General features: G+C 52.4%; 9 protein-coding genes. 7 read left to right on the top strand and 2 right to left on the bottom strand.

What is annotated here, in order from left to right; genetic code table 11:
* Nucleotides 1-16: 16 nt before the first annotated feature.
* From AWR27_RS12530 to AWR27_RS12500, 7 genes are all read left to right on the top strand, one after another.
* Complete coding sequence (locus AWR27_RS12530; RefSeq protein WP_077131484.1) at nt 17-3046, top strand: SusC/RagA family TonB-linked outer membrane protein; 3030 nt, start codon at nt 17-19, stop codon at nt 3044-3046.
* Between the two features lie 15 nt (nt 3047-3061).
* Nucleotides 3062-4624 (top strand): SusD/RagB family nutrient-binding outer membrane lipoprotein, encoded by a 1563-nt coding sequence (locus AWR27_RS12525; protein ID WP_077131483.1) that lies wholly within the window; start codon nt 3062-3064, stop codon nt 4622-4624.
* 104 nt (nt 4625-4728) lie between these two features.
* Complete coding sequence (locus AWR27_RS12520) at nt 4729-8028, top strand: VCBS repeat-containing protein (RefSeq protein ID WP_077131482.1); 3300 nt, start codon at nt 4729-4731, stop codon at nt 8026-8028.
* Between the two features lie 370 nt (nt 8029-8398).
* Nucleotides 8399-8830 carry a 6-pyruvoyl trahydropterin synthase family protein gene (locus AWR27_RS12515; protein WP_077131481.1) on the top strand — a complete coding sequence of 144 codons (432 nt, stop codon included), beginning with the start codon at nt 8399-8401 and terminating at the stop codon, nt 8828-8830.
* Nucleotides 8793-9554: a GTP cyclohydrolase I FolE gene (gene folE / locus AWR27_RS12510; RefSeq protein WP_077131480.1), complete on the top strand. Its 762-nt coding sequence runs from the start codon at nt 8793-8795 to the stop codon at nt 9552-9554. The genes AWR27_RS12515 and folE overlap by 38 nt, the downstream gene beginning before the upstream one ends.
* A 106-nt stretch (nt 9555-9660) precedes the next feature.
* Nucleotides 9661-10374 carry an SDR family NAD(P)-dependent oxidoreductase gene (locus AWR27_RS12505; RefSeq protein ID WP_077131479.1) on the top strand — a complete coding sequence of 238 codons (714 nt, stop codon included), beginning with the start codon at nt 9661-9663 and terminating at the stop codon, nt 10372-10374.
* A gap of 129 nt (nt 10375-10503) precedes the next feature.
* Nucleotides 10504-10848, top strand: a complete 345-nt coding sequence (locus tag AWR27_RS12500) for a nuclear transport factor 2 family protein (protein WP_077131478.1) — start codon at nt 10504-10506, stop codon at nt 10846-10848.
* 66 nt (nt 10849-10914) lie between these two features.
* On the opposite strand, the gene AWR27_RS12495 is transcribed toward AWR27_RS12500, so the two are convergent.
* Complete coding sequence (locus AWR27_RS12495; RefSeq protein WP_077131477.1) at nt 10915-12213, bottom strand: S41 family peptidase; 1299 nt, start codon at nt 12211-12213, stop codon at nt 10915-10917.
* A gap of 158 nt (nt 12214-12371) precedes the next feature.
* Nucleotides 12372-12623, bottom strand: a complete 252-nt coding sequence (locus tag AWR27_RS12490) for a redox-active disulfide protein 2 (protein ID WP_232326051.1) — start codon at nt 12621-12623, stop codon at nt 12372-12374.
* Nucleotides 12624-12714 lie beyond the last annotated feature (91 nt).

Genomic DNA, 12714 nt, shown 5'->3' with positions numbered 1-12714 from the left:
AACCCCACTTAATTCTATGTACAAACTCCTACTTCGATGTATCACGCTTGTTCTGTTAGTAGCCGGCCCGGTTTGGGCGCAGGATCGGCAGATCGGCGGTATTGTCCGTGACGACCAGGGACAGCCGCAGCCGGGCGTGAACGTGCAGCTTAAAGGTTCTACGCGCGGCACCACCACCGATGCCAGCGGTACGTATCGGATCAACGTTGGCGGAACCGGCACGCTCGTGTTCTCGTCTATTGGGTTTGCCTCGCAGGAGGTTCCGTTTACAGATGCTACCAGTCAGCTAAACGTGAATCTGATTACCGATAACCGCCAATTGAGCGAAGTAGTCGTAACGGCTCTCGGTATCGAGAAAAGTGCGAAAACGCTTACGTATGCCGCTCAGCAAATTGACGGTACGCGCATTACGCAGGTACGCGATGCCAATTTCGTGAATACGCTCTCAGGTAAAATTGCTGGCTTGCAGGTGGTTCAGGGCGCGGGTGGCGTGGGTAGTGCGGCCCGCGTAACGCTGCGTGGCAACCGTTCGCTCAATGGCACTAACAACGCCCTGATCGTGGTCGATGGGGTCGTGTACGACAACTCCAACGGCGGGCAGGTTGGCTCAGACTTCGGTGGCTTCAACGGCTCTGATGGCGCGGCCAACATCAACCCCGACGACATTGAGTCGGTCAACGTGCTGAAAGGTGCGGCTGGATCGGTACTCTACGGTTCGCGGGCGGCCAATGGTGTCATGATTATCACCACCAAACGCGGCAAAGCCGGGCGCATATCGGTCGATGTCAACTCCGGTGTGGTGAGCGAATCGCCGATGCTGCTGCCAGAGTTGCAGAATACCTTCACGCAGGGCGCGGGGGGTGTCTCGAATGCCACGGCAAGTGGAAGCTGGGGCGCACGTGGCACCACGTATCCCAACAATGTACGCGATTTCTTCCGTAACGGTGTTTCAACCAACAATTCCATTGGCGTATCGGGCGGTACAGATAAGATGCAGACGTATCTGTCGTACACGCACAACTACAATCAGGGGTTGATTCCGAACAACGACCTAACCCGCCACACGTTCAACCTGCGCCTGAGTAATCAGTTCAGTAGCCGTTTTTCGACCGAAGGTAAAATTACCTATATGCTTCAGGACATCGGCAACAAGATTAAGGTAGGCGAAGAAAGCGGGATTGTGATGAACATCTACAAGATTCCGCGTAGCATTGACCTCGAATCGATCAAAACATTCGAGACGCCCGATGGTGTGCCAAATTACTGGACTTCATCGTCGATTTACATGAATCCGTACTGGACCATTAACCGGACTATCAACAGCGAAAAGCGTAACCGCGTCACAATGCTGGGGCAGGCCAATTATAAACTGACCGACTGGCTGACGCTTACGGGCCGTATCAGTGTCGACCGGTTCTTTGACCGAAACCTGATCAGCTTCTATAACCGCACACTGCTCTTTGCCGGTAACGGTGGAACGTTTGAGGCATTTGACACCCAAAACCTCGAACAGAACATCGACCTGTTTGCCCAGGGAAACAACAATATCACTAAAGACCTGAAGGTGAACTACACGGTAGGAGCGCAGTTCTCGAAGCGGTTTAACCAACTTATTGGCGCACGGGCCTTTGGCCTGCAAATACCGAATAAGTTCGATCTCGGCTTTGCCCGCGCACTGCAACCCCGTTCGGGGCTGTCGCAACGGCAGGTAAATGGCGTGTTCGTCAGTTCGACGTTCTCGTTCCGCGATTACTTGATTCTCGACCTGACGGCCCGTAACGACTGGTCATCAACGCTGCCCGCTCCACACTCGTACTTCTACCCGTCGGTGGGTTTGACGGCCATTCTGTCGGACATGATCAACCTGCCTGACGCCATCAGTTTCGCCAAAGTACGGGCGGCTTATACCCGCGTGGGTAACGATGCCTCGCCCTATCTGCTTCAGCAGACGTACTCGTTCTCGCAGGGGGGTGTCAACGGGTTTATTCAGCGCGACGCTACGCAGGCTATTCCTGACCTGAAGCCCGAATTAACTAACTCGCTCGAAATCGGTCTCGACTGGCGTTTTGTAGGTAACCGTTTCGGTGTCGACTTTACGTACTACAAAACCAATACAATCAATCAGTTGCTGACACTTGGTCTGGCTCCAGCATCGGGTTTCTCGTCGCAGTACGTCAACTCTGGCGATATCCAGAACACGGGCTTCGAAGTGGCTCTAACGGCTAAGCCGCTCACAGGCGCATTCTCCTGGGATGTTACGCTGAACGCATCGCGCAACGTTAACAAGATCGTTTCGCTTCACCCCGACATTAAGAAAGCTCCATTGGCGGGCGGGTTTGGCCGTACCTCAACGCCTATTGTAGCTGAGGGTGGCTCATATGGTGATATTGAAACACAGCTCTGGCAACGCGACGCGCAAGGCCGGTTCGTGGTCGATGCCAGCGGCAAGCCCGTGGTAACGACCGCCCAGTTGCCCATTGGCAATTTTAACCCGAAATTCCTGCTGGGGTTGCAAAACACCTTCAACTACCGCAATTTCACGCTCGGCGTATTATTCGACGGTCGGTTTGGCGGGGTCATGACTTCGGGAACGGAAGCGAACCTGGCATTTGACGGTAACGCTGCCTACACCGAAGCGAACCGGGCCGGGAACTGGGTGCTGCCGGGTGTGACGGCTACAGGCGAAACCAACACCAAAGCCATCAACGCCGAAACGTTCTGGACTACGGTATCGGGCGGTCGCTACTCGTGGGGTGAGTTCTTCACCTACGACGCCACCAACGTGCGCCTGCGCGAACTGACGTTCGGCTACGGCTTCAATCTGCCGAGCACCTTCTTCATCAAGCGGGCGCGGTTGTCGGTCGTAGGCCGGAACCTGTTCTTCGTTTATCGCGGCAAAGCCGTACTCGACATTCCGGGCGTACCAACGCGTCGGCTGTCGTTCGATCCTGACATTAGCCTCGGGGCCGGTAACTTCCAGGGTGTTGAATACGGTAACGTACCCGCTTCGCGCTCCGTCGGTGTCAATCTCCAACTGTCATTCTAACGCGTAACACGAACCATGAACTTACTTTTAAAACGAACACTGCTGAGCAGCCTGACGGTCGCGTCGATGGTCGGCATGTCGGCCTGTACCGAAAAATTTGCGGAAATCAATACCGACAAAACCAAGCTCGTTACACTCACGGCCAACGAATTGCCATATCTGTTTTCGCGGGCGCAGGCAGCCTCTACGTTTGCGGGCGGCACCTACCAGATTGCCCAAAACCTGTTTGCCGACCTGTACAGTCAATATTACGCCACCTCGGCTACGTACTTCCCCTCAGACCGGAACGTGATTCGGTTCGACTGGCTGCGGGGCGGCTGGACAACCATTTACACCCAAACCGTGCCGCAGTTGAAGTCGCTGGAAGAAGGCTATGCCGCTGGCACCGCCGAACGTGCTCTTACCGACATCTGGTGGGTGTACACGTTTCACCGGCTCACCGACTATTACGGTCCCATTCCGTATTTCGATGCGGGCAAACCGGCCCGGTCGGTGAAATACGACGCGCAGGATAAAATCTACGAAGATTTCTTCAAGCGGCTCAATGCAGCAACAACGGTGCTGAAAGGCAAAACGGCAGAAAAACCGTTTGGTACGTTCGATTTGATCTACAAAGGTGACGTGAACAAATGGATTCGGTTTGCCAACACATTGCAGTTGCGGTTAGCCATGCGGGTATCAGCCGTAAACCCCGCGCTGGCAAAAACGCAGGCTGAAGCGGCTGTAGCCGGGGGCGTGCTGGAAGCCGTTGCCGACGATGCGCTGATGACCAAAAGCGAACCGAACAATGACTTCAACGGCCTCTCGCGCATTGCCATCTGGAACGAGTTTCGGATGAGCGCGGCTATGGAATCGGTGCTGAAAGGCTACGAAGACCCGCGCGTGGGCGTTTATTTCCAGCCTGCCACCGCCACCGGAACCTTTGAAGGGCTGCGCAACGGCCTGACGCCCGCACAGTTGGGCATTGCTGCCAACGGCAACAACGCTACCTCGAACGTAGGGGCGCGGTGGGTGTCGGGTGGGGGAGCTGCCTGGACCTCCATTGGCTCAACTCCGCAGAACGTGATGCACGCTGCCGAAGCTTTTTTCCTGCGGGCCGAAGGTGCGGTCAATGGCTGGAATATGGGCGGCACCGCGAAGGAATTGTATGAAAAAGGGATCACCGCATCAATGAACCAATGGGGTGTTACCAACGCAGCCGCCATTACGGCCTATATCAACTCAGACAAAGCACCGGTGGCCCCGAACGACGGTATCAACTCGCCTGCGCTATCGACTACGCCGGTACGCTGGGCGGCTGCTGCAGCCCGGCAGCGCGAACAGATTGGCACCCAGAAATGGCTGGCACTGTATCCTGATGGTATCGAAGCCTGGGCCGAATATCGCCGGACGAAGTTCCCGCCCCTGTACCCGGTTGCCAACAACGAGAATGCTGACCTCGCGGCTGGTGCGCGGCCCCGCCGGATTCCGTTCCTGCTGCTGGAGCGCGAAACCAACGCCGATGCCGTGAAAGCCGCCGAAGCACTGCTCGGTGGCCCCGATAAGGTTACTACGCCGTTGTGGTGGGATAAGAATTAAAATTGATTTAAACGCAGAGGACGCAGAGTTAGAGCGCAGAGAACACGGAGATTTTCTCTGCGCCCTCTGCGCTTTACACTGCGTTCTCTGCGTTTGACTCCCTTATGAAAAAGCTCCTTTATTTGTTCATCCTACTAACCTCCTGTCAACGCCGGGACACGCTATTCGAGAAGCTATCATCGTCAGAAACCAATATCACATTTACCAATGCGCTGACCGAATCAGCAGATTTTAACGTACTGAAATACAGCTATTTTTATAACGGTGGTGGCGTGGCTGCGGGCGATTTCAACAACGATGGCCTGACGGATTTGTACTTTACCGGCAACCTGACCGCCAACAAATTATACCTTAATAAGGGCGATTTTGACTTTGAAGACATTACCGAAAAAGCAGGCGTAGGTGCCGCCGATGGCTGGAATACCGGCGTTTCATTAGTCGATATCAATGCCGATGGCTGGCTCGATATCTACGTATGCCGGTCGGCTGCCTCAAACCCCCGTCTGCGCCGAAACTTGCTCTTCATAAACAATGGCCGTAAAGCCCTCCCTAACGGGGAGGGTTTGGGTGGGGTAACCTTTTCTGAAAAAGCTGCCGACTACGGCTTAGACGACCCCGGCTACAGCACACAGGCAGCCTTTTTCGATTACGACCGCGACGGTGATCTTGACTGTTTTCTGCTTAATCATTCGGTGCAGGAGTACGCCGGTTTCAGCCGGATGATCGGCGATTTCAAGCAACAAAATAACCCTGACTACGCCAGTAAACTCTTTCAAAATCAGGGCGGTAAATTCGTGGACGTATCGGCCAGTTCGGGGCTGGTGAGCAATGTGCTGAGCTTTGGGCTGGGCGTGGCCGTAAGCGATTTCAACAACGACGGCTGGCTTGATCTGTATGTCTCGAACGATTACAACGAGAACGATTATCTGTACATCAATCAGCAAAATGGACGCTCCGGCACACCGGCATTTCGCGAGTCGGTGCGGGATGCGATGGGCCACACGTCGCTGTATTCGATGGGTAGCGATGCTGCCGACGTAAACAACGATGGCCTGATCGATTTGCTTACGCTCGACATGTTGCCCGAACGCAACGAGCGCATTAAACTCACGTCGGGCGATGATAATTACGACAAATACGAGCAACTGCTGCGGGCCGGTTTTCACCACCAGACCATGCGGAATATGTTGCAGGTGAACATGGGCGAGGAGGGGAGTGTGCCAGTTTTTTCTGAAATCGGCCAGCTTGCGGGCGTGTCGAATACCGACTGGAGCTGGGCCGCGCTGTTCGCCGATTTTGATAACGATGGTTGGAAAGACCTGTTCGTGAGCAACGGCTATGCCCGCGATTACACAAACATGGAGTTCCTGAAATTCACGATGGATGAGCAACTGAAAGCAAAGCAAACTGGCCAGCCTGCTGATGAAATGGCCGTGATTGCTAAGATGCCCGCCATCAACGAACCTAATTACCTCTATCGAAATGCCGGAAATCTGACGTTTGACAACAAAACCGCCGACTGGGGTTTCGATGAGCCGAGTCAGTCGAACGGGGCGGTATACGCGGATTTAGACAACGATGGCGATCTCGATTTGGTCGTCAACAACGTCAATGCGGAAGCGGGCATCTACAAAAATCAGACCGACAAAAAGGCTGCCTCCCGTTCCCTGACGATTCAGCTACGAAGCCCTAACCCTGCCGCACTGGTGGGGGCGCGGGTGAGCGTCTGGGCAGCGGGGCGAATGCAGGTGCAGGAGTTCATGCCGGTGCGCGGATTTCAGTCGGCTATGTACGGCCCGCTCGTTTTTGGCCTGGGTAAAACTGCGCGTGCCGATTCCGTGCGGATACGCTGGGCCGATGGCAAAACGCAGCAGGTGCAGCCCGGTACGGGGGTGCAGTTGGCAGTACGCTACGCGCCAACAGAACAAGCTGCCGAGCCACCCATCGCTAAGGTCAACTGGCAACGGGTTTCCCTCCTCGACTGGACCAATGCCGAACCGGCTGTAAACGACTTTAAAATACAGCCGCTGCTACCCTACAAACTCTCGACAACCGGCCCACGTTTTGCCACCGGAGACGCCAACGGCGATGGGCAAACCGACCTGTTTGTGGGCGGAGGTCGCGGTCAGGGTGGGCAGGTGTTTGTGCAGCAGGCCGGGCGATTGGTGCCGATGCCACAGCCTGCCTTGCAGGCCGACAACGCCTGTCAGGATGCGGGAGCCGACTGGTTCGATGCCGATAGTGATGGCGATTTTGATTTGATCGTGGTCAGCACAGGCTACGAACTGCCGCCCAATGACCCGCGTTTGCAAGCCCGGCTTTACCTCAACAATGGCCGGGGGCAACTTAGCAAAGCCCTTTTACCCGACCTTCGCGTGTCGGCGTCCTGTGTGCGCGTGGCCGACATTGACCAGGATGGCGACCGCGATGTATTTGTTGGGGCGCGGGTTACGCCGGGGCATTATCCCGAATCCCCGGAAAGTCGGCTGTTGATTAATGATGGAAAAGGAACGTTTACGGACGTTACGACGCAGCACCCCGCGCTCAGAACGCTCGGTATGGTAACGGATGCCGCCTTCGCCGACCTCGACCGTGACGGAAAACCGGAACTGGTTGTGGCAACCGACTTCGGGCCGGTGCAAATGCTTTCCTGGAAAAACGGACGATTGAATGCCTACAACAGTGGTTTGTCGGAGCTAACGGGCTGCTGGAATCGGCTGCTCGTTCAGGACTTTGACGGCGACGGCTGGCCCGACATAGTGGCCGGAAATGCCGGACTGAATAGCCAACTGCGGGCCACGCCAACGCAACCGCTTACGCTTTATGGTATCGAGAATGCCGCCGGGACGCGGTTGCCCATGCTGGCTACTTACGAAGGCGGGAAACTGTATCCATTTAACGCCCGCGATGAAATGCTCGATCAGGTTGGTACGCTCCGTAAAAAATTCACGGATTATACCCACTATGCCAATGCTACCATAACCGACCTGTTCAGCACCGACGAACTGGCAAAAGCACTGAAAGCACAAGCCGCTCAACTCCAAACCGTGTTGCTGCACAACCAGAAAGGCCGGTTTGTGGCGAAACCGTTGCCCATCGAAGCGCAGTTTGCACCCGTCTACGCCCTGACCACAACCGACGTAAATCATGACGGTCGGCCCGACCTGCTCATTGGCGGTAACCGCGAACACAACCGCGTCCGGCTCGGCAAATCCGACGCCAATCGGGGGCAACTCTTCCTGAATGTCGGTAAAGGTCAATTCCGATACGTGCCGATGCCGCTGTCGGGTCTACTCTGGAACGGCGACGTGCGCGATCTGGCAGCGGTACAGATTGGCGGCAAAACGGCTCTGCTCGTCGGCGCAACGAATCAGCCCGTTCGGTCGTTTGTGCTGGCGAAGTGACGGTTTTATTAAGTTCAAGGGTGAGTTTGATGAACTGTTTTTTAACCCATCTATTTGTCTTGGGCAGAGTCAGTTTTGCGCCAGCGGGCATCTCTTAGGGCGGGGTATCGTCAGGCGAGTTGCACGATTCAAATACCCTCCAGATCCCTCAGGAACAAAGAGCCAGCCCCCCTTGTTGTATAAGTGTACTGAAGATAGCTTGTTTAATTTTTGGAGATAAAAGTTGAACAGAATACGTGATTTCTGGGTTATTTCAGTACCATTCGCACACTAAAGGGCTGTTAATGTTCAACACCCTGCCGTCTGCCTGTGTTGTACACATACTTTGTAACGACAGGTTGATCGAACCATTTTTCGATTCCTCGCTTCTATGACAACATCTTGGGCCGATGCCCCACGGGTTGCTGTGTTTCGCAAAGAACACTTCAACGCGGCTCACCGTCTGAATAACCCAAACTGGTCGGACGAGAAAAATGCCCGCGTGTACGGCAAGTGCAACAACCCCAATTACCACGGCCATAACTACGAGCTAATCGTACAGGTTACTGGCCCGGTTGATCCTGAAACCGGCTACGTCGTTGATATGAAGGTGCTTAGCGACCTTATTAAAGAACACGTTACGGATCGGTTCGACCACAAAAACCTCAACATGGACACCGAAGAGTTCGCCGATTTGAACCCATCGGCAGAAAACATTGCCATTGTCATTTACAACATTCTACGCAATCAGCTAAGCGAGGGCTTAGACCTAAAAGTCAAATTATATGAAACTGAACGGAATTTCGTCGAATACCCCGCTTAACGGAAATCACCTGAATGGAAAGCACAACGGCCACACCCTCAACGGCCATAGTCATGACGTTGATCAACTCATTGATGCTATTGGCGATGAACATGGTGCAGCCTCAATTGATACGCCCATGCGCCCCGATGCTTTTGATCTGGACGACGATACCAAAATTGACCTGATTGAAGAACACTTTCGCGAAATCATGGGTATTCTGGGGCTCGACCTCACCGACGATAGTCTGAAAGGATCGCCCCGGCGCGTAGCTAAAATGTACGTGAAAGAGATTTTTCGGGGGCTAAATCCTGAAAATAAGCCCGCGCCGACGCTCTTCGATAACAAGTTTCGGTATAACGAAATGCTGGTAGAGAAGGATATTCTGGTGCAGACGTACTGCGAGCATCACTTTGTACCCATTATCGGTAAAGCACACGTTGCTTACATTTCGAGCGGGAAAGTGATCGGTTTGTCGAAGCTGAACCGGATTGTGGAGTACTTCAGCAAACGCCCGCAGGTGCAGGAACGCCTGACGGTGCAGATTGCCGACGAACTCAAGAAAGTACTTGAAACCGAAGATGTTGCGGTTATCGTTGACGCCAAACACCTCTGTGTATCGACACGGGGCGTGCATGACGTAAACAGTTCTACCATCACGGCAGCTTACGGCGGCAAGTTTGAGGACGAAGCTACCCGGCAGGAGTTTCTGCGTTATATCAGTTGCTCGAACGTAACTATCTGATGGGTTGTAAAGTTGTAACGTTATGAAGTTGTAAAGTTGGCTGAAGCACACGCTTTACCGAATGGACTTTACAACTTCACAATCGTACAACTTCACAACTCGTTTAATGAAAAACATTTTGATCGTTGGCGCGAGTTCGGGCATCGGCCACGCGCTGGCGCAACAGCTTCAACAGGAGGGTGCTACGCTCTTCACCGCCGGTCGGACACAACCCGACGGCATTCAATCCACCCATTTTACGTGGGATGCAGCAAGCCAAACCCCGGCCACCGATGCATTTACCGGAACGCCGGACCGCCAACTCCCCGACGTGTTGCACGGGTTGGTTTATTGCCCCGGCACCATTAATCTCAAGCCGTTTCAGCGGCTGACAATCAGCGATTTTCAACATGATTTGCAAATCAACGTATTGGGTGCGGTATCGGTGATTCATGCTGCGTATCCGGCGTTGAAAAAGTCGAAAGCAGCCAGTGTTGTGCTGTTTAGCACGGTGGCCTCGAAACTTGGTATGGGTATGCACTCGTCGGTATCGGTAGCGAAATCGGCGGTTGAAGGGCTGGCAAAGTCGCTGGCGGCAGAATTTGCGCCGTTCAACATCCGCGTCAACGCCGTGGCCCCGTCTCTGACCGATACGCCAATGGCTCAGTTTCTGCTCGCCGACGATACCAAACGCGAAGCTGCCAACAAACGTCACCCACTAAGCCGCTACGGTTCTCCTGCCGACATTGCCGGTATGGCTGCTTACCTGCTTTCCGATCAGGCAGGGTGGATTACCGGGCAGGTGATTGGCGTAGATGGCGGGATGGGAAGCTTGAAATAGACAGTAAAAACTACTGGAGCAGTCTCAAGCAAATCCGTCAAAATCTCAATCGTTACCGACACTTGGCTGTGTTGAGCTTGGCCTACTTTTGGTTTACCAACTAATGAAACCAAAACCGTTCGTCAAGTCATGGATTATCAGCCACTTTTGCGTCAACTTTACAAGGATTTCAATGCTCGCCACATTGATGCGATAGTAGCGCACATGCACACCGATGTGGCCTGGCCGAACGGCTGGGAGGGGGGCTATGTGTCGGGCCATGATGAAGTACGGGCCTACTGGCTTCGCCAATGGCAACAAATCGACCCTACAGTAGAACCCCTCTCGTTTGAGACCAAGCCCGACGGTCAAATTGCCATCAAAGTTCGTCAGGTTATTAAAGACCTGAGCGGCCAGGTGTTGAGCGATCAACAACTAAACCACGTGTACAAATTCGAGCATGGCAAAGTGCGTACAATGGTCATAGACTATTGACAATTCGTTGGTCTGTACTCAGGAGTTCACGTCTTTTAACACGGAGCAAAAAACTTCAATCATCAATCATCTGCGCTGATCTATAAGATGATTGATAGCTGCTTGTAATTCGCTGTCTATCCCACTCAAATAATCCTCTGCACGTTTTTCGACAAATATATCTGGCTTGATACCAATATTGATAAACTCCCGTCCGTCTGGGTATGTGTCTCGTTTTGAGCAGATTCTTGCCGATAGCCCTTTAGGTAATTTGAGTAACAATGGCTGTCCGGAACTACCAGCAGTCGACTGACCCAAAGTTTGGATATGTTTAGAGCCATCTAAATAAATTAGAAAATCCTCCGCAGCCGAAAAGGTTCGTGGGCCTATCAGAACCAGAATCGGAATTTTAACTTTCGTAACCTCATTAGAAATACGGGTTGTATCGCCAGGGTGAAACTCCCAATTAGTATTGAAAAAGTAGTCCTTGTTTTCAATGGTTTCTTTGCTCTTATAACCTGCTGCGGCAAAAGATCCGTAAGCTTTTTTGACTGAGTTATGTACCCTCGCCCGCCAGGCAGACCCTACAACGTAGTCTCTATCAACTAAATGCTCCGCAATCTTACGGGCATACATACTGTTGCCACCTCCATTTTCACGAACGTCCAGAATCAGATATTTTGCTTGTTGAATTTGGGGTAAAATATCTCTGAATCTGGCTACTACTGTACTGTCGGCGAATGTGTTAATCCTGACATAATACATTGTCTGATTTAACTGCTTATGCTGAAAGGGCACCCAAGTCAAGGGCGGGAGATAGTTTACTTGCTCTTTGCCTGCAACACGTTTCAGGGTTTTTGAATAAGACTGCTTTAGATTGTCTTGAAAAGTGAACGTTAGCTCCGTGCCTTTCAAGCCATTCAATGAATTTCGTCGTGCGAGAAAATCAGAAGGCATTTCGTTGTTGATGCGAATGACTTCAGTACCAACAGCGATTTCATCGACTAAACGCTCATCAATTCGGGAGACAAAATATTTGCTTCCAACTCGGCGTAATTGGAGAGGAGGAGGGCCTATTTCCTTCCAAAAATAGTCAGGTGTAAAAATGCCGGTATGGCCGTCCTTTAACAAAGTGGCAAAGTCAGAGAGTACCTGATAGTACTCGAGTACATTCTTGGCAGCTATTGCTCGCGGTAGATAAGCGCAATAAGCACTGTCCCAATCGACAGCGATCTTGTCAAAAAAAACAAAGTTGTAGGCTGCTTCTTTCCAAAAGGTAGAAATGCCCCGAACTTTTTCCTGATAGGTTAGGGTGTCAAGTACAGACTGACTTTTACCACTAAAGCTAACATGAATAAAGGCTAAGGTCAGGAATATTCTCAGCATGACGGTAGCGTGTATGAATTTACTATTGAGAACACGGGGTTCAATTACTACGTAAACTAATACTATATCGGGGCGTGGTTCACTTATGGGATTGATGTGTAACTACCTCTCAGGACGCGTAATACTTGTCACCCAAAATCATCTTATGCGAAGCGGAGTCAAAGCACTTGGTTTCGATTCTGTAGCTCCCTCTTGACAATTCTCACGTCATTGATGTTGATGTACAGAATAGGAGACAAAGCCAAAGGAATGATGACCAAGGAGAGTCCAATGGATAATTCCTTTGTGAAGCACAGAAATAGGGCTGCAATCAGCAGGACCGTAAGCAAGCCAGCGAGTGTAGCCGTTGCGACTTCTGTTATCTTTTTCCGTTTGAGCAAAGCCTCATTGCTCATCTCTTGAATTTTCATAGAGCTAATTTAGTATAAAAATAGTGTTATAGGGGTGGTTAGTCTGTCGCCGACAAGACCCAGACATGGAAGCCTAAAACTACCCAATCGG

The sequence above is a fragment of the Spirosoma montaniterrae genome (assembly GCF_001988955.1).
Taxonomy (GTDB): Bacteria; Bacteroidota; Bacteroidia; order Cytophagales; family Spirosomataceae; genus Spirosoma; species Spirosoma montaniterrae.
Note: the sequence above shows the minus strand (reverse complement) of the source record. Positions and strands in the feature narration are given on the sequence as shown.

What these genes read in the sequence shown, in the direction of transcription:
- folE (WP_077131480.1), top strand. Translation starts at nt 8,793, where the DNA reads ATGAAACTGAACGGAATTTCGTCGAATACCCCGCTTAACGGAAATCAC.
- AWR27_RS12520 (WP_077131482.1), top strand. Translation starts at nt 4,729, where the DNA reads ATGAAAAAGCTCCTTTATTTGTTCATCCTACTAACCTCCTGTCAACGC.
- AWR27_RS12500 (WP_077131478.1), top strand. Translation starts at nt 10,504, where the DNA reads ATGGATTATCAGCCACTTTTGCGTCAACTTTACAAGGATTTCAATGCT.
- AWR27_RS12490 (WP_232326051.1), bottom strand. Translation starts at nt 12,623, where the DNA reads ATGAAAATTCAAGAGATGAGCAATGAGGCTTTGCTCAAACGGAAAAAG.
- AWR27_RS12505 (WP_077131479.1), top strand. Translation starts at nt 9,661, where the DNA reads ATGAAAAACATTTTGATCGTTGGCGCGAGTTCGGGCATCGGCCACGCG.
- AWR27_RS12530 (WP_077131484.1), top strand. Translation starts at nt 17, where the DNA reads ATGTACAAACTCCTACTTCGATGTATCACGCTTGTTCTGTTAGTAGCC.
- AWR27_RS12495 (WP_077131477.1), bottom strand. Translation starts at nt 12,213, where the DNA reads ATGCTGAGAATATTCCTGACCTTAGCCTTTATTCATGTTAGCTTTAGT.
- AWR27_RS12525 (WP_077131483.1), top strand. Translation starts at nt 3,062, where the DNA reads ATGAACTTACTTTTAAAACGAACACTGCTGAGCAGCCTGACGGTCGCG.
- AWR27_RS12515 (WP_077131481.1), top strand. Translation starts at nt 8,399, where the DNA reads ATGACAACATCTTGGGCCGATGCCCCACGGGTTGCTGTGTTTCGCAAA.